Below are 22,156 nucleotides of genomic sequence, written 5' to 3'. Positions count from 1 at the left end.
GCTCCGGCGCATAGAGGGAGGTGCGCGCGGGCGCGAGCGGCGACGCTTGAAGCCCCACCCATCCGATTCCCTGGAGGCACCATGTGCGGCTTCGCAGTCCGCGCCGGCGCTAACCCCGAAGCCGACGCCCGGCGGTTCGCCGCGGCACTGGCGCTCCTGGCCCACCGCGGCCCCGACGAGAGCGCCGTGGTCAGCGCCGGGGAACGGGTCCTCATGGGCTTCCAACGCCTCTCGATCATCGACCTCGACGCCTCCCATCAGCCGATGAGCCGGGGCGACGAGACCGACCCAGAGCGGTACACGATCGTCTTCAACGGCGAGATCTACAACTACCTGGAACTGCGCGACGAGCTCGTGCGCGTCCACGGCGAGACCTTCACGACCCGCGGCGACACCGAGGTGCTCCTGGCCGCCTACCGACACTGGGGCCCCGACCTGGTCCACCGCCTGCGCGGCATGTTCGCGTTCGTGGTCTACGACCGGTCGGCCGACCTCCTCTTCGCCGCCCGCGACCAGTTCGGCATCAAGCCGCTCTACTGGACCAACTTCGACGGCGCGACCTGGCTCGCCAGCGAGAAGAAGGTCCTGCCCGGGCTCGCCAACCCCGACTTCGTCGACCCCGACCAGGTGGCCCACTACGCGACCTTCCAGTACGCGCCCGAACCGGCCACGCTCCACCGCCACGTGCACCGCCTCGAGGCCGGGCACTTCGCGATGTTCCGGCCCGGCACCGAACCGCGCCAGCAGCGCTACTTCGAGCCGATGTTCCGCCCCAAGCACGTCCCCGACGGCGAGCGCCTCGCCGAGGAGATCCGCGAGGCCCTGCGCGACTCGGTGCGCGCCCACATGCAGTCGGACGTCCCGGTCGGGGCGCTGCTGTCCAGCGGCATCGACTCGACCGCGATCGTGGCGCTGGCCCGCGAGGTCGACCCCAGGATCCTGACGTTCACCGCGCAGTTCACCGACCCGAACCTCTTCGACGAGTCCGAGGTGGCCTCCGCGTCGGCGGCAGCGCTGGGGGTGCGGAACATCCCCGCCCCGGTGTCGGTCGAGGACGTCATCGCCGAGTTGCCGAACATCGTGTGGCACCTGGACGACCCGGTGGCCGACCCGGCCCTGGTCCCGCTGTACTTCGTGTCCAAGACCGCCGCCGAGCACGTCACGGTGGCGCTGGGCGGCGAGGGCGCCGACGAGCTGTTCGGCGGGTACCGGATCTACCACGAGCCGTTGTCGCTCAAGCGCATCGAGTCGCTGCCGGCCTCGACCAAGCACCTGCTGCGCCGCGCCTCGGCGATGCTTCCCGAAGGCGTCAAGGGCAAGAGCTTCCTCGAACGCGGCACCGTCGAGCTCCAGGAACGCTTCGTGGGCAACGCGAAGATCTTCACCGGCGACGCCAAGCGCCGCCTGCTCCACCGCGAGGTCTCCTCGTTCCGCGAGGTCACCGACCCGATCTGGGAGGCCTCGGCGCACCTGGACCCGACCACGCGCATGCAGCACATGGACCTGAGCACCTGGATGCGGGGCGACATCCTCGTCAAGGCCGACCGGATGTCCATGGCGCACAGCTTGGAGCTGCGGGTGCCGTTCCTCGACCGCGTGGTCTGGGACGTGGCCTCCCGCGTCCCGGTCGAGCACCGCCTCCACGGCCAGCAGACCAAGACCGCGCTGCGCCGGGCCGTGGCGAACCTGGTGCCGCCTCAGATCGTGGAGCGCCCCAAGCTCGGCTTCCCGACCCCGCACCGGCAGTGGCTGGCCGGGGCCATGTTCGAGTGGGCCGACCACGTGATGGCGACCGCCGGGTGCGGCCACCTGCTCGACATCGAGTACGCGCGCGGCCTCCTGCGGGCCCACCGCGACGGCGAGGCCGACAACTCGCGCAAGGTCTGGGCCGTGATGATCTTCTGCCTCTGGTACTCCCAGCTCGACCGGCCCCCGGTCGGCGCGGGCCGCGCCAGGGCCCCGCGCGCCGCCCAGAACACGGTCAACCTGACCCCGAACCAGGCCCCGGCCGCCGTCTGAACCTTCCTCCCCCCGGAAACAGGGCCCGGCCCGCGGCAATGCCGCGAGCCGGGCCCTCACCACCTAGAACAGGCCCGAGCCCACGAACCCGCCCTCACCGGCCCCCGGCGGCAGCGCGAACACCGCGCTGCCCTCGGCGACGATGAACTCCGACAACCGGTCCGAGGCCGCCATCTTCTCCTGCGCGTCCACGAACGCCTGCGGATCGGCCTGGAACGACACGAACAGCAGCCCCGCGTCATAGGGCCGCGCGGCGTGCATGTGCCCGTCCTCGTGCGCCTGCCCGGCCGCGTCCGAGCTCACCTCGGACTGCGTGAGGAACCCGTAGTCGTAGTTGTAGCCCCGCCGCACCATCGGCGCGTCGTGGACCACCGCCACATGCGCGTCGGCGGGCACCGCGGGCAGCCCCGACGCGTCCAGCGCCGCGAAGTCCGGATGGTCGAACTCCCCGCCACCGCTCAGCGGCGCCCCTGAGTCCCGCTCCCGCCCGATCGTGAGGTTCTGGTCCTCGGCCGAGAGCATCGACCAGTCCGGCAACCGCATCCGGATCTTGCGGAACACCAGGTACGTGCCGCCCTCGAACCACGACGGCTCCGCCTCCGAAGCCCACACGCGGGCGTCGAACTCCTCGCCCCCGGCCTCGGGGTTCGCGCTGCCGTCCTTAAACCCCATGAGGTTCCGCGGCGTGCCGCCCGCGCCCGACGAGAAACCCTCCTGCACCCACGCGAGCGCGGCCAGCCCCACCGCCCGCTTGCGCAGCTCCAGAAAAGCGCCGCTGACGACCTGCCGGTCGTCGCCGCACACCTGGACGAGCAGGTCCCCGCCCGACCAGGCCGGGTTGAGCCGGTCCCCGTCGAACTCGGGCAGCTCCACCAGCTTCGCGGGCTGCGCCGCCTCCAGACCGGTCTTGGCGAAGGCCGCCGGGCCGATCCCGAACGTCACGGTCAGCCTCGCCGGGGCGAGCCCCGCGGCCACCGCCTCGGCGTCGAACTGCTCCGGCCCGTCGATCGCGGCCTTCGGCGGCGCTTGCCCGGCCGCGAGCGCGGCGGCCACCGCCGACCAGTCCTTCAGCAGCGCTTCGAGATTCGCCGCCACCCCGGCGGCGTCCAGCGCCTCACCTGAAGCGGCATCGCTCGCCGCGAGGTCGAACGCCGCGAACAGCGCGTGCCCCTGCATCGGCGTCGCGATCCCCGCCTGACGCTCGCCGTAGAACGGCTCGGTGCCCAGGCTCGCCTCCTCGCCACCAGCACCTTCGTCGCCTCGCCCCGACGCGATCGCCGCACCGGCTCCCGCGCCCACGGCCGCCGTCAGCGTCGCCGTGGCCAGCGCGGCCCGCCGCGACACGACCGGTCCAGACCGCTCCCCGGGCTCGGGGTCCTTCGGTCGCGAACCCCACCACCCGAGCGCCACGTCGGCGATCACGAACGCCGCCAACGGCATCCCCAGCAGCGGCAGGAACCAGCCCACCCCGGCCGCGACCGCCAACACCACTGCGACCAGCGGCCACGGCAGCTGCCGCAGGCTCCCGCGCGGATACGGCCTGCCGACGAGGCCGCCGCGCGGCCTGCGCAGCCACCACATCCGGTACCCCCACACGATCAGGCACCCCAAAGCCACCATCGCCACGGCCAGGACCAGCTGGTTCGCCAGCCCGAACAGCAGACCCATGTGGGCGGCGATGAACACGTTCGTCACCTGCGCCATGAACGGCCAGTCCGCGAACCGCAGCTCCTGGGCCACCTCCGGTGCGCCCGAAGCGGTCTCCACGACCAACTGGTCCTGCTGGACCGGGAACGACCGCTGCGTCTCGGCCACCAGGAACTGCGTCCCCGCACCCGAAGGCAGCGTGATCTGCAACGGCCCCTCCAGGTCCGCGTCGAGGGCCGCCGAGTGGACCGCGTCGAGCAGCGCCACCGAGAACCCCGACGCGCCGCCCGCATCGACGTGCCCGTGCGCGGCATGGTCGCCCGCGCTCGCGCCCGAATCGGCGGTGAGCGCCGGAGTGCTCCAGCTCAGTGCCGCGCGCAGCTCCGAGACGTGCTCGCCGGCGTACTTCGACCACGTCAGACCCGTCGCCGACAGGAACAGCAGCACCGCGGCCAGCCACAGCCCGACCGGGCCGTGCCACGCGAGCGTCCGCGACCGGGCCGAGGCGGCCCGCCGGTTCGACCTGCGGCGGCCGAGCCACAGCACGACGCCGCCGAGCGCCACCACCCACAGCCAGCTCGCCGCCAGCTCGGAGTAGATCCGGCCCACCTCACCGAGGTGCAGGTGCCGGTGGAGCGTGGAGACCCACTCGCGCACCGGACCGGCCTGCGAGGACCCGTACGAGGTCGAATCGCCGAGCACCTCCCCGGTGTACGGGTCCACGTACACGACCGCGACGGCACCCGAGTCGCGCAGGGTCCCGTCGTCGACCAGCACCGCCGTGGCGGCCTCGGGCCCGGCCGCGGGCCGCACCGCGGTCACCGGCCAGTCCGGGTGCGCCTCGGTCACGGCGTTCACCTGCTCGCTCAGCCGCAGCGGCTCGCCGCCGGGATCGACGGTCCGCAGGTCTTCGTACAGGTAGTCCTCCAATGGATATGAGAGTGCGTAGGCCAGCCCGGTCAACGCCGAGACCAGCAAGAATGGTGCGATGAGTATCCCGGCGAAGAAATGCAGCCGGAGGAGCAGCCGCCGCAGGGCAGCCTTGTATCGATGGTTCATGGCTCGCTTTCTGAGCAGCCCGGATCGGATCACGGGCAGGGGTCAGCGCCGAACGCGCTGGGGGACGAGAAGACTCAAGAGAAAGCGAGCCGCGGCGGGCCGCGCCGCGAGATGGCGGTCCGCACCGCCGAGACCGGACGCGGCACCCGCGCCCGAGTGAGGAACCGCCTCGGCCGCACCGCGACCAGCGCACCGGCGCCGAGCACCCGCATCGCGCGGGCCGCGAACAGCGTCACCAGGTCCAGCAGGGCCGCCAGCGCGGCGTCGCCGCGCGCCAGCCACGAGGCCTGGGCCAGCGCCGCCGCGACGTGCACCAGCCACATGCTCACGCCCGCGCCGTGCGCGTGCCCCAGCGCCTCGGCCGCACCGAGCTCGAACAGCTCGTGCAGACCCCACTGGGCCAGAAGGCACAACGGCGCGAGCGAGGCCAGCCCGCGCTGCGAAACGCCCACGGCGTACGCGAGACCGAACACCGCGAAGTACGCCCCCACCAGCGGCACGAAGCCAGGAGCGTGGCCGCCGCTCCACAGGTGCAGCAGCAGCGAAGCGGACACCGAGACGGCGGCGAACACGGCGGCCCGCAGCAGTCGGAACGGAGTCTCGCTCACCTGCACGCGCGTATTGTGCCACGCCCGCAGGCAAAGCCGCGCCCCCGCGTCGGCACATCGACGCGGGGGCGAGTTTCACGAGGGACTAGGCCTTCTTGCGGCCGTACGTCAGACGGCGCAGCACGACCTCGAACGGGCCGCGTTTCCCGGCCTTGTCCAGCAGGACCGCGATGACCACCGTGGCCGCCCAGGTCGCGAACGCGTACCCGAACGCGCCCAGGTAGCCCAGGTGCTCACCGAGGCCGAAGCCCCAGGCCGCCAGCAGCGGGGCCATGATGATCGACTGGAGCAGGTAGCTGGTCAGCGACCGCTCGCCGACCGCAGCCAGCGCCCCGGGCACGCCGCGCCTGCCGTAGCCGCGCAGCTTGTGCGCCAGCAGCGCGAACCCGCAGATGTACCCGAGCCCGGCGTACATGCCGCCCAGCAGCGTCAGGTAGAGCGCGCCGATCCACACGCCCTTCGCGGGCTCCCACGCGCCGAGCCCGATGAGCGCCACCGGCAGCGAGCTGAGGACGTTCACCACCATGCCGGAGACGAAGAGCTTCTTGAGCACCGGCAGGTGGTCTTCGGGGTGGTTGAGCACTCCGGCGCGCTGGAGCATCATGCCCGCGATGATCAGGGGGAAGAACGAACCGGTGACGACGATGGCCAGCGAGGCCACCGGCGAGGCGACCGCGCCCGTGATGATCTGGTCGAGGTACAGCGAGCCCGTGCTGGAGGTCGGCGGCTGGGGCGAGGTGTAGGCGAACGCCATGACCGGCGCGCCGACGACCACCACGTAAGCGGAGGTCCACCACAGCCACTTCTTCAGGCCCTTGTCGGAGAGGTGCACGAAGAACAGCGCGATGAGCCCGGCGGCCCCGTACGGGGCCAGGATGTCGCCGAAGAACAGCAGCATCGCGTGCACGAATCCGAACAGGATGAGCCACCACGAGCGGCGGCGCAGGACCTTGCGGACGGCCTTGGCCTCCATGCCGCGCGCGAACATGCGCGAGGCCATGACGGCGATGCCGAACCCGTACAGGATCGCGAACATCGGCCTGGACCGGTCGGCGATGAGCAGCTGCTCGATGAAGTACGCGACGTGGTCGGCGACCGACTGGCCGGTGTTGTGGTTGTACTTGTCCTGCGTCATGCCCCACAAGTGGACCGGGACGTTGGCGAGGGCGATGAACAGCAGCATGCCGCCGCGCGCGATGTCGGGTGCGAGCGAGCGTTCGGCTTTGGTGATGGGCGTGGGCGGCCCAGTGTCCTGCCTTGTGGCAGTTGACATCTCGGATGCTCCTTTATGCTCGGTGACGGGTTTCCGTGGTTTCCGCCTTCATTGTATGAAGATCCCGCCCCTCGCGCGGTACCGCCAGCACCACCATCCGCGAATGCCGAAGGGCCCCACCGCATCGCGGTGGGGCCCTTCGCGTGCTTACTCGCTACGCCTTGGTGAACAGGAGCGCCGCGTTGTGCCCGCCGAAGCCGAACGCCGTGTTCAGCGCGGCGTTGAGCTCGACCTTGCGGGCCTCGTTCGCGGCCACGTCCAGGTCCAGCGCCGGGTCGGGGTCCTCCAGGTTGATCGTGGGCGGGATGACCCCGTCCACGATCGCCATGATGGCCGCGATCGACTCGACCGCGCCCGCGCCGCCGAGCAGGTGCCCGGTCATCGACTTGGTCCCGGTGAGCACCACGTGGTCGCCGACCTCGCGCTTGATGCCCTTGACCTCGGCCATGTCGCCCACCGGCGTGGACGTCGCGTGGGCGTTGACGTGTCCGATGTCCTTGGGGTCGATGCCGGCCTGACGGATCGCGGCCGCCATCGCCCGTCCGCCGCCGCGGCACTCCGGGTCGGGCTGGACGATGTCGAACCCGTCGGAGGTGAGGCCCGAACCGGCCACGACCGCGTAGATCCGGGCCCCGCGGGCCTCGGCGTGGTCGCGGCGCTCCAGGATGAGCGCGCCCGAGCCCTCGCCCATCACGAAGCCGTCGCGGCCCGAGTCCCAGGGCCGAGAGGCGTGCTCGGGGTCGTCGTTGCGGGTCGACATGGCCTTCATCGAGGAGAAGCCGGCCATCGGCAGGCCGCCGATGACCGCTTCCGAACCGCCGGCCACGACCACGTCGGCGCGGCCGAGGCGGATCATGTCGGCGGCCCACGAGATGGCCTCGGCCGAAGTGGCGCACGCGCTGGTGGGGGCGTGCACGCCGGCCCTGGCCTGGAACTCCAGGCCGACCACGGCCGCGGGGCCGTTGGGCATGAGCATGGGCACGGTGAAGGGCGAGACCCGGCGCGGGCCGCTCTGCTCCAGGATGTCGTCCTGGGCGAGGAGCGTGAGCGCCCCGCCGATCCCGGAGCCGAAGACGACGCCGAGGCGTTCCTTTTCGAGGTCGTCGTTCAGCCCCGCGTCGTCCCACGCCTGCTGAGCCGCGATCAGCGCGATCTGCTCGGAGCGGTCGAGACGGCGCAGCCGGACCCGAGGCAGGACCTCGGAGGGCTCCACCGCCAGTTCGGCGGCGATGCGGCAGGGGAGTTCCTGTGCCCATTCGTGGTCGAGCACATGGACTCCCGACCGCCCGGCCACGAGTGCTTCCCAGGTCGACGCCACGTCCCCGCCGAGGGGAGTGGTCGCGCCGAGCCCGGTCACGACTACCTCAGTCACATTAACCCTTCGCGATGTAGGAGACGGCGTCGCCGACCGTCTTCAGGTTGGCGACCTCGTCATCGGGGATCTTGACGCCGAACTTCTCTTCGGCGGCGACGACGACCTCGACCATGGCGAGCGAGTCGACGTCAAGGTCGTCGGTGAAGGACTTGCCCTCGGCGACGTCGTCGGGGTTGACGCCCGCGACCTCTTCGAGAATGTCGGACAGGCCTTCGGTGATCTCTTCACGAGACAGAGCCATGAGTTATTTCCTCTCGATAGTTACGGGCAGCGGATGACCTGCCCGGCGTAGGTGAGCCCGCCGCCGAATCCGAACAGGAGGATCGGGGCGCCGGAGGCCACCTTGCCACTTTGAACCAACTTCGACAGCGCCAGCGGCACCGATGCCGCCGACGTGTTGCCGGAGTAGACGATGTCCTCGGCGACGATGCAGTCGTCGCTGAAGTCGAGGCGCTTGGCGATGCCTTGGATGATCCGCAGGTTCGCCTGGTGCGGCACGAAGGCCGCCAGTTCCGAGATCTTGACGTCGGCCCGCTCGGCGACCTTCTCGATGAGCGGGGCCAGCTGGGTGGTGGCCCAGCGGAAGACCGTCTGACCGGCCTGCTTGATGAACGGCACGTCCTCCTCGATGCGGATGACGTCGCTCATCGACGGTTCGGAGCCCCACACCACCGGGCTGATGGCCAGCGCCGGGTCGTCGGTGCCCTCGACCACGACCGCCCCCGCGCCGTCGCCGAAGAGCACGCACGAGGTGCGGTCCTCCCAGTCGGTGACTGCGGTGAGCTTCTCGGCCCCGATCACGATGGCGCGCTTGGCGCTGCCGAGGCGGATCGCCATGTCGGCCTGGGCCAGCGCGTACTCGAAGCCCGAGCAGGCGGTGTTGACGTCGATGGCGGCCGGGACGTCGAGGCCGAGGGCCTCGGCGACGCGGCAGGCGGTGTTGGGGCAGATGTCCTTGGCCGAGACCGTGGCGACCACGACCATGTCGATGTCGCCGGGGCCGTAGCCGGAGTTCTCGAGGGCCTGCCGGGCGGCCCGGATCGCCATGTCGGCGACCTTCTCGTCCTCGGCGGCGATGCGGCGCTCCTTGATGCCCACGCGCGAGACGATCCACTCGTCGGTGGTGTCGACGATCTTGGACAGGTCCTCGTTGGTGAGGATCTTCTCCGGCTGGTAGTGGCCGACGCTGACGACGCGCGATCCGTTGACGCTCACTCGACTCCTTCGTTCGCTGCACTGCCTTGGGAAGCCAGGTCGGCGGCGGCCGCCAGGTCCTCGGGGGTGTTCACGTTGACCCGTTCGACACCTTTGAGGGCCCGCTTGGCGAGCCCGGTGAGCGTCCCCGCGGGAGGCAGTTCGACGACCGCCGTGACGCCCAGTTCTCCAAGCGTACTCATGCAGGCGTCCCACCTGACCGGTGACGTGACCTGAGCCACGATTTGCTGCAACGCGGCCTTGCCGCTGGACACGGGCTTCCCGTCGCGGTTGGACAGGAGCGTGCGCTGCGGGTCGGCGACCTCGATCTCGGCGGCGACCGCTTCGAGTGCCTCCTGCGCGGGGGCCATGTGCGGGGTGTGGAAGGCCCCGGCGACCTTGAGGGCGATGACGCGGGCCTTGGCGGGCGGGTCGGCGCTGAGCTTCTCGACGGCCGAGACGGGCCCTGCGGCCACGATCTGGCCCGCGCCGTTGCGGTTGGCCGGCCACGCGCCGGCCGACTCGATCGCGGCGAGCACCTCCTCCTCGACCCCGCCGAGCACGGCGGCCATCGTGGTGGGCTCGATGTCGCACGCGGCGGCCATCTCGCGCCCGCGCACGGCGGCGAGGCGCACGGCGGCCTCGGGGCTGAGGACCCCGGCGATCGCGAGCGCGGTGAGCTCCCCGACCGAGTGCCCGGCGACCACGTCAAAGGCCTCCGAGTCTGCGAGCAGTCGCTCGGCGGCCAGGATTCCGGCGGCCACGAGCAGCGGCTGGGTGTTGGCGGTGTCGGTGATTTCGTCCTGGTCGGCCTCGGTGCCGAGGCGGACGAGGTCGAGGCCGATGAGGTCGGACCAGTCGCGCAGGCGAGCGGCCGCGGCGGGGTCGGCGATCCAGGGCTTGAGGAACCCGGGCTTCTGCGAACCCTGCCCGGGGGCGAGAATGGCAAGCACACTATGACTTTCGCATCGGCGGCATGGGATACGGGAGCTGTCAGAGAACTGAAAGCCCGTGCAGTTCTTGTAGGGAATCTACAACACTGATTGTCAACTGCGAGAACGCCGGGTGCCCGACGAGTTCTCCAGCCTCCCTATGGTCAACCCCACACGCAGAACGAACGAGTCATGGGGATCGGTGGGGGAGAAACCGGTCACCTCCTGGATGCGGCGGAGGCGATAGCGAACCGTGTTCGGGTGGACGTACAGCTCGCGGGCGGTGCCTTCGAGGACCCCGCCCGAGGCGATGAACGCGTCCATCGTCTCCAGGAGCTCGCCCCCGGCGCGGCGCAGGGTCGTGTAGACGACCTCGCGCAGGCTCGTGTAGGCCGCCTCGTCCCCGGCGATGGCCCGCTCGGGGAGCAGCTGGGTCGCGGTGACCGGCCGCGGGGCGTCGGGCCAGGCCGGGGCCGAGCGGTGCCCGGCCACGGCCGCCAGTGCCGACGCGGAGGCGTCGGCGAGGCCGTTCACGGTGGGGCCCACCACGATCGGCCCGTCGCCGAACTGACCGGTGAGCTTCTCGACGATCTCGACCGGTTCCTTGACGCCGCCCAGGAGCAGCACCAGGCGCGCGCCGTGGACGCCCGCGAGGATGTCGAGTCCGAGCCGCCGGGCGGCCCGCTGCACCGAGTGGAGCACGAGCGTGGCCTCGCCGCCGGGGGTGGCCCCGCAGACCACGGTGATGGTCTGCGTCTCCGACCATCCGAGCGCGGCGGCGCGGCTGATGAGCTCGTCGGGGTTGTCGCCGCGCAGCAGCGCGTCGACGAGCATCGCCTGGAGCCGCGCGTCCCACGCGCCGCGGGTCTCGGCCGCGCGGGCGTAGACGCGGGCGGAGGCGAACGCGATCTCGCGGCTGAAGCGCAGCACCGACTCGCGCAGCTGCGACTCCTCGCCTTCGGCGGCGAGCTGGGGCACCTGCTCCTCGACCACGTCGATGACGACCTGGATGAGGGCGACGGTGTGCTGGAGGGAGATCACGCGAGCGAGCTCGAGCGGCGCGGCCTCGAAGACCATGTCCGAGGAGCCCAGGTCGTCGCCGGAGTGCCGCAGCCATTCGAGGAACTGCCGCACCCCCGCCTGCGCCACCAGGGTCACCATCGAGCGCTGCTCGGCGGGCAGGTCGCGGAACCAGGGGAGGCGCTCGTCCATCCGGGTGAGGGACTGCGTCGTCAGCGCCGAGGAGGAGCGTTCGATGTTCTGAATGGTCGTGGCCAGGTCCATGCCCTATAGCCTGCCAGACGTGGCGCGCGCCGCGCACCGCCGTCGGCCGGAATAGCGCGGTCGCCACTACTGTTGCGCGGAAGAGCACCACAGAAGCCACGACAGGGAGGGGCCACATGGCCACGGTTGAACTGACCAAGGACAACTTCGAGGAGACCGTCACCGGGAACGGCATCGTGCTGGTCGACTGGTGGGCGGACTGGTGCGGGCCCTGCAAGATGTTCGCGCCCACGTTCGAGGCCGCGAGCGAGCAGCACGCCGACGTCGTCTTCGGGAAGATCGACACCGAAGCCCAGCAGGAGCTCTCCGCCGAGGCCGGGATCCAGTCGATCCCGACCCTGATGGCCTTCCGCGACGGCATCCTCCTCTACAGCCAGCCCGGCGCCCTGCCGCCCGCAGCGCTGGAGGAGATCATCGGCAAGGTCAAGGAACTCGACATGGACGCCGTCCGCGCCGAAGTCGAGAAGGAAGAGGCCGAAGGCCACGACCACCACGACCACGACGGCCACCAGCACTAGGCGCCGCCCCACGATCCCTATAGGATATATCCTATAGGATCTGCGGCGAGCGCATGAAGGCGAGACGATCGAAGGGCGGGACGCATCGCGTCCCGCCCTTCGTCGTGTCCGGGCGCATCGCGGCGGACGCGACGAAGGGCCCCAGATGGATCGCGGCGGACACGGCTGAGGGCCCCGGGCGCATCGCCCGGGGCCCTCAGCCGTCGCTCTTAGGAGTCGCCGCCCGCTTCGCCGGCTTCCGCCGCCGTCGGGTCGGTGATCTTGTACTCGGCCGCGGCCTGGGCCGCGAGTTCGGGTTTGACCTCGCCTCGGGCGGCGAGCTGCTGGAGCGCGGCCACGGTGATCGACTCGGCGTCGACGTTGAAGTGGCGGCGCAGGGCCCCGCGGGTGTCGGAGTGGCCGAACCCGTCGGTGCCCAGCGAGGTGTAGTCGCCCGGCACCCAGCGGCTGATGAGGTCGGGGACCGACCGCATGTAGTCGCTGACGGCCACGAACGGCCCCTCGGCGCCCGTGAGCTTCTCGGTGACGTACGGGACGCGCTTGTCGGCCTCGGGGTGGCGCAGGTTGTGCAGGTCGGCCGCGATGGCGTCGCGGTTGAGCTCCGACCACGAGGTGACCGACCACACGTCGGCGGCCACGCCCCAGTCGGCGAGGAGCTCCACCGCCTTCTGCGCCCACGGCATGCCCGAACCGGAGGCGAGCAGCTGTACTCGCGGCCCGGTCGCCTCGGAGGTCGATACCTTGTGGATGCCCTTGAGGATGCCCTCGACGTCCACGTCCTGCGGCTCGGCGGGCTGCACGATCGGCTCGTTGTAGACCGTCAGGTAGTAGAAGACGTGCTCGCCGTCCTCGTACATGCGCTTGAGGCCGTCCTGGACCAGGTGGCCGAGCTCGTAGCCGAACGCCGGGTCGTAGGAGATCACCGCCGGGTTGGTGTGCGCCAAGAGGATCGAGTGGCCGTCCTCGTGCTGGAGGCCCTCGCCGTTGAGCGTGGTCCGGCCCGCGGTGGCGCCCACGAGGAACCCGTTCGCGAGCTGGTCGGTGGCCGCCCAGATCGAGTCGGCGGTGCGCTGGAACCCGAACATCGAGTAGAAGATGTAGAACGGGATCATCGGCTCGCCGAGGGTGTCCCCGGAGGTGCCCGCGGCGGTGAACGCGGCCATCGAACCGGCCTCGTTGATGCCCACGTGCATGAGCTGGCCCTGCTCGGACTCCTTGTAGGACAAGAAGAGGTCGCGGTCGACCGAGAGGTACTGCTGGCCGTGCGTCGACCAGATCTTCGCGGTCGGGAACATCGCGTCCATGCCGAACGTGCGCGCCTCGTCGGGGATGATCGGGACCCAGCGCTTGCCGATCTCCTTGTCCCGCATCAGGTCCTTGAGCAGACGCACGAGCGCCTGGGTGGTGGCGATCTTCTGCTTGCCCGAGCCGCGCTTGGTGGACTTGTAGGCGTCCGAGTTCGGCAGGTTCAGCGGCACGACCGTGTTGCTGCGCGAGGGGATCGGGCCGCCGAGGGCCTTGCGCCGCTCCTGGAGGTACTCGTGCTCGGCCGAGTCCTTCGCGGGCGTCACGTACGGCGGCAGGTACGGGTTCTCTTCGAGCTGCGCGTCGGTGACGGGCATGTCGAGCGCGTCGCGGAAGCCCTTGAGGTCGTCCAGCGAGAGCTTCTTCATCTGGTGGGTCGCGTTGCGGCCCTCGAAGGTCGAGCCGAGCTTGTAGCCCTTGACGGTGTGCGCGAGGATCACCGTGGGCTGGCCCTCGTGCTCGGTCGCGGCCTTGTACGCGGCGTAGATCTTGCGGTCGTCGTGGCCGCCGCGCCGCAGGTCCCAGATCTGGTCGTCGGTCATGTGCTGCGCCAGCGCCTTGGTGCGCGTGTCGCGCCCGAAGAAGTGCTCGCGGATGAACGCGCCGGACTCGGCCTTGAAGGTCTGGTAGTCCCCGTCGGGCGTGGTGTTCATGAGGTTCACCAGCGCGCCGTCTGCGTCGGCGGCCAGCAGCGGGTCCCACTCGCGGCCCCACATGACCTTGATGACGTTCCAGCCCGCGCCGCGGAAGTACGACTCCAACTCCTGGACGATCTTGCCGTTGCCGCGCACCGGCCCGTCGAGGCGCTGGAGGTTGCAGTTGACGACGAACGTGAGGTTGTCGAGCTCGGCGCCGGAGGCGAACTGGAGCGCGCCCCGCGACTCGACCTCGTCCATCTCGCCGTCGCCGAGGAACGCCCACACCTGCTGCTGCTTGGTGTCGGCGATGCCGCGGTCGTCCATGTAGCGGTTGAACATCGCCTGGTAGATCGCGTTGATCGGGCCCAGGCCCATCGACACGGTCGGGAACTGCCAGTAGTCGGGCATCAGGCGCGGGTGGGGGTAGGACGGCAGGCCGCCCTGGGGGCGCGAGACCTCCTGGCGGAAGCCGTCGAGGTCGTCCTCGGTGAGGCGTCCCTCCACGAAGGAGCGGGCGTACATGCCGGGGGAGGCGTGGCCCTGGAAGAAGATCTGGTCCCCGCCGCCGGCGTGGCCGCGGCCGCGGAAGAAGTGGTTGTAGCCGACCTCGTAGAGGTTCGCCGCGGAGGCGTAGGTCGAGATGTGCCCGCCGACGCCGATGCCGGGGCGCTGCGCGCGGTGGACGGTCATCGCCGCGTTCCAGCGCACGAACGCGCGGATGCGGTGCTCGACGGCCTCGTCACCGGGGTAGTGCGGCTCGGCTTCGACCGGGATGGTGTTCACATAGTCGGTGCTCGTGGACGCCGGAACGCCGATCTGGCGCTTGCGGGCGTGTTCGAGCAGCCGCTGCATGACGTAGCGGGCGCGGGTGCGGCCGCCGGCGTCGAGGAGGCCGTCCAGGGATTCCAGCCACTCGGTGGTCTCCCCCGGGTCAGTGTCCGGTACTTGGGTCGGCAATCCGTCACTGATGGGCGGCCGGTTCTGTTCCGTGGTCACGGGCGATCCCTCGTTCTAAGACTGCGGCTGTGCAGGGTTACTTTAGGCAGCAGAGTGTCATCGTTCTCCACCATCCTCCCTTGAATCTACCGCGAGCATCGTGCGCCCACCCGCCTTGATGCGACCGCGCCCACACTCCCGCGACCTGGCACGGCGTTCACCTGCACCGCCGCGCATCGCACTCCGGCCCGATGAGATGACGAGCACGTGAACGAGTCCTCACCTTCGCCGGTCAGGCCCGTGCGACCGCTTGCCGGGGCTCGTCCCGCTCGGGCACGCGAGTCGGCCATATGCCCCACCTCATATGCTCTAGTTCATATGCTGTGCACAGCAGAGCGCGCGCTCTGGCAGGTCGACCTTTGGAGGATGAAGCAGTGAACGCTCCGGGCAGCCCGGTGGACTCATCGAGCGTGGTACAGCGACTCGGGCTCGACGGCGTCGAATCCGTCATGGAGATCGGCTTCGACACCGACGTCGACGCCGCGTTGCGATCGGCGGTCATCGACACTGTCGGGGAGCTCCTCGACGAGGATTCCGACGAGATCGTCGGCGCGGTGCTCCTGTGGTGCCGCGACGAGGACGGCGACCTCGTGGACGTCCTCCTGGACGCCCGCGACCCGCTCGAGGAGTCCGGGGTCGTGTGGCTCCTGACCCCCAAGGCCGGACGGCGCGGCCACATCGACCCCGCCGACGTCGAGGAGTCCGGCGCGCTGGCCGGTCTCAAATCGACCAAGACCCTCAACGCGTCCCCCGACTGGGTGGCCTACCGCATGGTCGTGGCCCGGCGCTGAGTCCTCCTCGCCGCGACACGTGTCATCCAGGCCCCGTCCGCGCCGGGCTCCCACGGCCCGCGGGAACGGGGCGCTAACGTCGAGCCCGACCGACCACCGTTGGCCCCTCGCGGGGCCGTACCCGAGGAGCGCCCGATGACGATCGAACCCGGAACTTTGGCCCCCGGCTTCACCCTCAAGGACCAGAACAACCAGGAGGTCTCGCTCGCCGACTTCGCCGGCGACAAGCACGTCCTGCTCGTCTTCTACCCGTTCGCGTTCACCGGCGTCTGCGAAGGCGAACTGTGCGGCATCCGCGACAACCTCGACGCCTACCAGACCGACGACGTGCAGGTCCTCAGCGTCTCGGTCGACTCCCCGTTCGCCCACAAGGTCTGGGCGCAGCGCGAGGGCTTCGAGTTCCCGCTCCTGAGCGACTTCTGGCCGCACGGCGAGGTCGCCCAGGCCTACGGCGTCTTCAACGCCGAGAAGGGCATGGCCAACCGCGGCACGTTCGTCATCGACAAGGAGGGCGTCGTCCGCTTCAGCGAGATGAACCTCCCCGGCGAGGCCCGCGACCAGGCCGCCTGGCAGAAGGCCCTGGCCGAACTCCAAGCCTGACAACCAGAACGAAGGGCCGCCGGGAGACCGGCGGCCCTTCTTCATGCGATTCGTCCGCCTTCCAACGCGACCCGGGGGCGTCCCGAGCGCGTCTGTCTGAAAGTCTTTCGGAAGACACGCCTCGCACCGCAGACGACGGGAACCCCATGCCGCGCATCCCCATCGCCATCGCCTCCACGGCGCTTCTCGCGCTCGCGGGCTGCTCCTTCTTCGAGTCCGATGAGGAGGACCTCGACTTCGCCGCGTACGAGGACCAGGTCACCGACATGTACAACGAGGGCGTCCGCCTCATCGAGGAGCTCGACGCGGCCGAGGCCAGGATCGTCCAGGCTTGCCTGGAAGAGCAGGGGTTCACCCTCCACTCTCCCGACGAGTTCACCAGCTGGACCGGCGGCGAGCGCGAGACCTTCCTCGAAGACGCCCCCTACGAGTGGTTCCTGCCCACCCGCGAGGAGGCCGCCGAGCGCGGGTTCTGGCAGTGGGCCACGCTCGACGTGGCCGAGACCGCGGCCCCGGACCTCTACGCCGAATGGACGGCGTTCGAGGAGTCCGAGTTCGGGACGCCTTGGGGCGAGGAGCCCGCCGAGTTCTACCACCTCGAACCGAGCGAGCAGTACGCCTGGTACGTGGCTTACGCGGGCGAGGCCTGGGCCACGGAGATGCACCCCGACCTCGGCGGGCCCGGGCGCGAGACCGACGAGAACGGCGAGGAGATCTACACCAACCCACCGCCGGGCGGCTGCAAGCTGGAGATGATCGAGGCGGTCTACGGCGGGCTCGAAGGCACCGAGAACGAGGAAGAGGGCTCCACCGACTGGACGTTCCGGCCCGAGCAGCCGATGGGCGACTGGGCGGACATGCACCAGCGGTACGAGAAGCGCACCGCCGACGCCGAAGGCGACCTCGTCGACTGCCTGGACGACCGAGGCTCGTCGGGCTGGGAGTTCCACAACGGCTACCTGCTGGTCAACCAGTACCTCTCCGAATCGGGGGAGGGCGAGTACCCGCTGCACTCCTATGAGGATGCCGGGACCGCGTGGCCCGACCCGCCCGCCGACGCCCCCGAGGCCGACGACTTCGAGGGCTGGTTCGCGTTCGAGACCGACCTGGCCCTCGACTTCGCCGAGTGCGGCGACGAGACCGGCTTCCGTGAAGCCGCTGAGCATGCCTGGCAGCAGGCGCAGCTGCGCTTCTACCTTGACGTCGAAGACGAGACCTACGCCTGGCAAGAGGAGATGCGCGGCCACCTGGAGAAGGCGCAGGAGGTCATCGGGGCGTGAGCGCCATGCGTCAAGGCGACGGTGGTCTGAGCGCTTCGTCCGGTGTGGGCGCGGCTTCGCCCCAGGGGCTCAAGAAGACGTACGTGATCATCGGGTAGCGCTGCCTCAGGCGGGCTTCGGCTGCTCTGCTGGTGCGCTCGATGGCTTCGCCAGTTGCGTCGTCGCGGAAGTCGATCTTGGCCGCGACCAGGACCGAGGTCGGTCCGAGCTGGAGGGTGAGGAGGTCCTGGACCGCGGTCACGTCCTCGGTGGACTCCAGTTCGGCCCTGACCGAGGCGCGGAAGCGCGGGGGGAGGCTGCGGCCGATGAGGAGCGATATGTTCGCGTGGCCCAGAAGCACGGCCACGATCAGCAGCAGCACGCCGATGAGGACGGACGCGCCGCCGTCGTAGAACGGGTCGCCGGTGATCTCGGTGAGCATGAGGCCCAGCGCGGCCAGGAGGAGGCCGATGAGCGCCGCGAGGTCTTCGAGGAACACCGCCTTGAGGCTCGTGTCCGGGGTGTAGCGCAGGAACCGGGCCGGGCGGACCTTCCAGTGACGTGACTCGCTGCGGATCTGGACGATGGTGCGCAGGAACGAGACCGCTTCGAGCACGAACGCGATCGCCAGCACCACATAGGAGATGAGGTAGTCGGTCTCGCCGCCGTCGTGCATCGAGTGGAAGCCGTGCGTGATGGAGAACAGCCCGCCTGCCACGAACGTGAACGCGGCAGCGAGCGCGGCCCACATGTACGCGGTGGACCCGTAGCCGAACGGGTGCGCCTCGTCGGCGGGCTTGACGCTGTTGCGCAGCGCGATGTACAGCATGACCTCGGTGACGGTGTCGGCCGCCGAGTGCGCGGCCTCCGACACCATCGCCGCCGACCCCGACAGGACCCCGGCGATGAGTTTCGCGATGGCGATCGCGAGGTTCATCAACCCCGCCACGAGCACGGTCAGCACGCTCTCCGACTTCACCCCGGCATCGCTCACGGGAACGAGCCTATGCGAGCGGAGCACCCGAGACGGGAAAGTCGGGGCATGACGAAGGCGGCCGGACCCGAAGGTCCGACCGCCTATGGTCGTCGCGGCTAGTCCTCGTTCTTGTCGAGGTAGCCCCATTCGCCCACGTTGGAGAACACGCGCATCGTGGTCGCCCAGTTGTCGCGGACGTTCACCACGTCCTCGTTGACCATGACGAGTGCGGGGACCCACGCGAGGGGGAGCTGCACCGACTGGTCGATGGAGATCTGGCCGGCCCGGTTGTTCAGTTCGGCCGCGCGGTCGCGGTCGAGGGTGGTGGCCAGTTCGGCGGCGATCTGGTCGACCTCGTCGTTCTGGAAGCCGGTGTGGCCCTCCTCGCCCCAGTAGTCGGCGGCCGAGGACGCGAACAGCGGGGTCTCGATCCAGCTGAACTGGATGAGGTCCCAGTCGCGCTCTTCGAGGACGGTGTTCAGGCCGCCGGCCGGGATCGGGTCGGTCACGACCTCCACGCCGAGGTCGGCGAGGTAGGTGATCACCAGGTCCTGGATGATCGGGGTGAACGCGTTGCCCTCGATGCCGGTGCGGTACCGCAGCGAGACGGCCTCACCGGCGGGGGTGAGGAGCTGCTCGCCCTCCCAGGTGTATCCGGCCTCCTCGAGTATGCCGCGGGCTGCGTCGAGGTCGCCCGAGCCGAGCCCGGACTCGGTGATCTGGTCGGTGAAGTACTCAGAGCCCGGTCGGAAGAGCAGGTTCTTCATGGCCTCGGAGTCGGCGTAGGCGTTCCCGTAGGCCCGGTCGACGATCTCCTGGGCGTCGAGCGCGGTGAAGACCGCGCGGCGCAGCGGCTCCTCGGCCAGGAACGGGTTGTCGAAGTTCGCGTCGATGTGGGACCAGCCCGACTGCGGCGCGACGGAGAACTTGATGTCGCTCTCGGACGCGAGCTGGTTGAGCACCTCGGGGTCGAAGCTCGACGGGGCGGCCCCGTCGATCGTGCCCTGGCGCAGCTCGGTCACCATCGCGTCGGCGCCCTGGATGTACTTGAGCGTCAACGAGTCGAGCGTGGACTGCTGCGAGCCGGTCCACTCCTCGTTGGGCACGTACTTGGCGTAGTCGCCCAGGACGCCTTCGACCATCTTGAACGGTCCGGCGCTGTAGTCCAGCGGCGGGTTCTCCGAGAAGTCGCGCACGGAAGCGGCCATCTCCTCGGCGTCCGTGCGCCAGTTCGGGTACCCGCGGGCCTCGGCGATGTGCGCGGGGTGGGTGATGACCCCGGCCGCGTACCACTCCGCGTCGAGGTAGCCCTCCTTGTAGGTCACCACGATCGAGCCGTCCTCGCCCTCCTCGATGGTCTCCACGTTGGATCCCCAGCTGGAGGCCGGGACGCACGCGGCGCACTGGGCGTCGTCGGTGGAGGTGGCCTTCCAGTGCCACACGAAGTCGTCGATGCCGATCGGGGTGCCCTCGCCCCAGGTCGCGTCGTCCTTGAGGTGGTAGGCGACGGTCAAGGGCGCTTCGGCGAGGAGCTCGGGGCCCTCGGCGTAGATGCCGTCGTTGTAGTGGATCTCGCCGTTCTGGTCGAAGGAGAAGACCGAGGGGCGCAGGGGCTGGTTGATGATCGAGGTGGCGAGGCTGGAACCGTAGATGTCGGCCTGGCCCCAGGCCTCCCACTGGCCGTCGACGGCCCACACGAGGTCGCCGCCCTCGGCCCGGGGGCCGGAGTTGCACCTGGTCGGCTCGGTCACGCAGTCCTCGAAGCCGACGCCGGTGTCGGCGCCTTCCTCGCCGCCTCCGCACGCGGCGAGCACCAGGGTGAGGGCGGCCGCGACGGCGGCGAAGGGTCTGATCAGGACGCCGCGGGTCGGCGCCTTGGATTCGGGCATGGCTTGTGCCTTTCGCGATGTATGCGGGGGTGTGCCCCGGTAGGGCTCACACAGACGTTACCTCCTCTGTCAAGAAAGTCAATTAAAACGATAGGAATACTCGTGTATCTCACACTCGCCGGACCCTAATCGGCGAGCCGACTGAACCCGCTGCGGTGGAACACCAGGGGCCCAGCGGTATCGGCGTGCTCGACCGCGTGCAGCCGCAGCAGCACGATCACGTGGTCGCCGGCGGCGACCTCCTGGAACACCGAGCAGTCGAACCGCGCCAGCCCGTCGTCGAGCGTGGCCGCGCCAAGGTCCGAGACGCTCACCGCGAGCCCCTCGAAGCGCCGCGCCGGGTCCCCGGCGAGCTGGCGGCACACCGCCCCGTGATGGGCCGCGAGCACCGTCAGCCCCAGCCGCGCGGCCCGGCGCAGATCTGGCCAGGTCTTCGAAGCGGTCGCGATCGAGAACGACACCAGCGGCGGGTCGAGACTCACCGAGGTGAACGAGCTCGCGGCCAGGCCCGTCACCCGCCCGTCCACTTCGGCGGCCACGGCCACCACACCGGTCGGGAACACCCCGAACGCCTCGCGCAGCCGCTTGGGGTCGAGGTCCTGGTTGGTCGTCAGAGAGGGAACGATGGACATGGGGTGCCTCCCGAAGGGTCAGCTCGCGAAGGGGACGGCCGCGGCCCTGCGGCGCATCGGAGCGGGGTGCTCCCAGAGGCCACGCCGGGCCAGCACGGGCAGCACGCCCTCGCCGAACCAGTACGCGCCCTCCAGATGCGGGTAGGCCGAGAGCACGAACTCCTCGACGCCCGCCCGGTGGTACTCCTCGATCAGGTCGGCCACCTCGGCGTGCGAGCCGACCAGGGCCGTGCCCGCCCCGCCGCGCACCAGCCCGATCCCGGCCCACAGGCCGGGACTGACCTCCAGGCCCGACCTGGTGCCGCCGTTGAGGGCGAGCATCCGGCGCTGGCCCTCCGATTCGGAGCGGCGCAGTCCCTCCTGGACGCGGGCGATGTCGGCGTCGCCGATCCCGGCCAGGAGCCGGTCGGCCTCGGCCCAGGCCTCGGCGGCACTGTCGCGGTTGATCACGTGGACCCTGAGCCCGAACCGGATCGGGCGCTCGCGCCCTGCGGCCAGCTCGCGGATCCACGCGATCTTCGCTGCCACCGCCTCGGGCGGCTCGCCCCAGGTCAGGTACACGTCGGCGTGCTCGGCGGCCACCGATCCAGCGGCAGGGGAGGACCCGCCGAAGTAGATGTGGGGCACCGGGTCCGGGACTTGCGCGAGCCGCGCGCCCTCGACCCGCAGGTGCTTCCCGGTGAAGTCGACGGTCTCCCCGGCCCACAGGCGGCGCACGATGTGCAGGAACTCCCCGCACCGCTCATAGCGCGCGTCCTTGTCCTCGAAGTCGCCGTACATGCGCTGCTCGTGCGACTCCCCGCCGGTGACCACGTTGAGCAGCAGCCGCCCGCCGGAAAGGTGCTGGAACGTCCCGGCCATCTGCGCGGCCAGGTACGGCGAGACCACCCCGGGCCGGAACGCCACCAGGAACTTCAAGCGATCGGACACCTGGCTGAGCATGGCCGTGGACACCCACGCGTCCTCGCACCACGCGCCGGTCGGGGTCAGCGCGCCCGCGAACCCGTTGTCCTCGGCGGCCCGCGCGACCTGCCCGAGATAGGACACCGACGCTGGCCGGGCCGAGGCCCCGGCGTCGACGCCGTGCCCGCCGTCGACCACCTGGCGGCCGTCGCCGCCGTTCGTGGGCAGGAACCAATGGAACTGCAACGCGCTCATAGC

17 protein-coding genes and 1 pseudogene are annotated in these 22,156 nt (G+C 70.3%); 5 read left to right on the top strand and 13 right to left on the bottom strand.

Annotated elements, in window-relative coordinates:
* The first annotated feature begins 81 nt into the window (after positions 1-81).
* Positions 82-2,019 (top strand): asparagine synthase (glutamine-hydrolyzing), encoded by a 1,938-nt coding sequence (gene asnB, locus AB0B28_RS13635; protein WP_360120539.1) that lies wholly within the window; start codon positions 82-84, stop codon positions 2,017-2,019.
* A gap of 63 nt (positions 2,020-2,082) precedes the next feature.
* On the opposite strand, the gene AB0B28_RS13630 is transcribed toward asnB, so the two are convergent.
* The 8 genes and pseudogenes from AB0B28_RS13630 to AB0B28_RS13595 form a co-directional block, all read right to left on the bottom strand.
* Positions 2,083-4,725, bottom strand: coding sequence for a Dyp-type peroxidase (locus AB0B28_RS13630; RefSeq protein WP_360120537.1), 2,643 nt, complete (start codon positions 4,723-4,725; stop codon positions 2,083-2,085).
* A 74-nt stretch (positions 4,726-4,799) separates the two neighbouring features.
* Positions 4,800-5,333 carry a hypothetical protein gene (locus AB0B28_RS13625; protein ID WP_360120535.1) on the bottom strand — a complete coding sequence of 178 codons (534 nt, stop codon included), beginning with the start codon at positions 5,331-5,333 and terminating at the stop codon, positions 4,800-4,802.
* An 85-nt stretch (positions 5,334-5,418) separates the two neighbouring features.
* Entirely contained in the window at positions 5,419-6,606 is a 1,188-nt protein-coding gene (locus AB0B28_RS13620; protein WP_360120533.1) for a DUF418 domain-containing protein, read from the bottom strand.
* A 154-nt stretch (positions 6,607-6,760) separates the two neighbouring features.
* Complete coding sequence (gene fabF, locus AB0B28_RS13615; RefSeq protein WP_360120531.1) at positions 6,761-7,978, bottom strand: beta-ketoacyl-ACP synthase II; 1,218 nt, start codon at positions 7,976-7,978, stop codon at positions 6,761-6,763.
* Position 7,979: 1 nt separating this feature from the next.
* Positions 7,980-8,216: an acyl carrier protein gene (locus tag AB0B28_RS13610; protein ID WP_360120669.1), complete on the bottom strand. Its 237-nt coding sequence runs from the start codon at positions 8,214-8,216 to the stop codon at positions 7,980-7,982.
* 26 nt (positions 8,217-8,242) lie between these two features.
* Positions 8,243-9,196 carry a beta-ketoacyl-ACP synthase III gene (locus AB0B28_RS13605; RefSeq protein ID WP_360120529.1) on the bottom strand — a complete coding sequence of 318 codons (954 nt, stop codon included), beginning with the start codon at positions 9,194-9,196 and terminating at the stop codon, positions 8,243-8,245.
* A gap of 8 nt (positions 9,197-9,204) precedes the next feature.
* A pseudogene (locus tag AB0B28_RS13600) lies at positions 9,205-10,128 on the bottom strand (ACP S-malonyltransferase); the annotation flags it as partial.
* A gap of 93 nt (positions 10,129-10,221) precedes the next feature.
* Positions 10,222-11,391 (bottom strand): helix-turn-helix domain-containing protein, encoded by a 1,170-nt coding sequence (locus tag AB0B28_RS13595; protein WP_360120527.1) that lies wholly within the window; start codon positions 11,389-11,391, stop codon positions 10,222-10,224.
* 116 nt (positions 11,392-11,507) lie between these two features.
* Here AB0B28_RS13595 and trxA point away from each other — a divergent pair, with 116 nt between their 5' ends.
* A complete protein-coding gene (trxA, locus tag AB0B28_RS13590; protein ID WP_360120525.1) occupies positions 11,508-11,909 on the top strand; it encodes a thioredoxin in 402 nt (133 codons plus the stop codon).
* A 209-nt stretch (positions 11,910-12,118) separates the two neighbouring features.
* Here the strand turns inward: trxA and aceE are convergent, their stop codons facing one another.
* Positions 12,119-14,848: a pyruvate dehydrogenase (acetyl-transferring), homodimeric type gene (gene aceE / locus AB0B28_RS13585; protein WP_360120523.1), complete on the bottom strand. Its 2,730-nt coding sequence runs from the start codon at positions 14,846-14,848 to the stop codon at positions 12,119-12,121.
* A 410-nt stretch (positions 14,849-15,258) separates the two neighbouring features.
* Between aceE and AB0B28_RS13580 the strand changes: the two genes are divergently transcribed.
* The 3 genes from AB0B28_RS13580 (at position 15,259) to AB0B28_RS13570 (ending at position 17,519) form a co-directional block, all read left to right on the top strand.
* On the top strand, positions 15,259-15,639 hold the full coding sequence (locus AB0B28_RS13580) for a DUF3052 domain-containing protein (protein WP_360120521.1): 381 nt from the start codon (positions 15,259-15,261) through the stop codon (positions 15,637-15,639).
* Between the two features lie 135 nt (positions 15,640-15,774).
* Positions 15,775-16,239: a peroxiredoxin gene (locus tag AB0B28_RS13575; protein ID WP_360120519.1), complete on the top strand. Its 465-nt coding sequence runs from the start codon at positions 15,775-15,777 to the stop codon at positions 16,237-16,239.
* 146 nt (positions 16,240-16,385) lie between these two features.
* Positions 16,386-17,519, top strand: coding sequence for a hypothetical protein (locus AB0B28_RS13570; protein ID WP_360120517.1), 1,134 nt, complete (start codon positions 16,386-16,388; stop codon positions 17,517-17,519).
* A 10-nt stretch (positions 17,520-17,529) separates the two neighbouring features.
* Here the strand turns inward: AB0B28_RS13570 and AB0B28_RS13565 are convergent, their stop codons facing one another.
* The 4 genes from AB0B28_RS13565 to AB0B28_RS13550 all read right to left on the bottom strand — a co-directional run bounded on the left by AB0B28_RS13565 (position 17,530) and on the right by AB0B28_RS13550 (position 22,153).
* The gene (locus AB0B28_RS13565; RefSeq protein WP_360120515.1) at positions 17,530-18,492 is read right to left on the bottom strand and encodes a cation diffusion facilitator family transporter; all 963 of its coding nucleotides are present in this window, start codon (positions 18,490-18,492) and stop codon (positions 17,530-17,532) included.
* 98 nt (positions 18,493-18,590) lie between these two features.
* Positions 18,591-20,363 (bottom strand): ABC transporter substrate-binding protein, encoded by a 1,773-nt coding sequence (locus tag AB0B28_RS13560; protein ID WP_360120513.1) that lies wholly within the window; start codon positions 20,361-20,363, stop codon positions 18,591-18,593.
* A 125-nt stretch (positions 20,364-20,488) separates the two neighbouring features.
* Positions 20,489-20,995, bottom strand: coding sequence for a flavin reductase family protein (locus tag AB0B28_RS13555; RefSeq protein ID WP_360120511.1), 507 nt, complete (start codon positions 20,993-20,995; stop codon positions 20,489-20,491).
* An 18-nt stretch (positions 20,996-21,013) separates the two neighbouring features.
* Entirely contained in the window at positions 21,014-22,153 is a 1,140-nt protein-coding gene (locus AB0B28_RS13550) for an LLM class flavin-dependent oxidoreductase (RefSeq protein WP_360120509.1), read from the bottom strand.
* Between the last annotated feature and the right edge of the window lie 3 nt (positions 22,154-22,156).

This window comes from Glycomyces sp. NPDC046736, assembly GCF_040645615.1.
GTDB lineage: Bacteria > Actinomycetota > Actinomycetes > Mycobacteriales > Micromonosporaceae > Glycomyces.
Note: the sequence above shows the minus strand (reverse complement) of the source record. Positions and strands in the feature narration are given on the sequence as shown.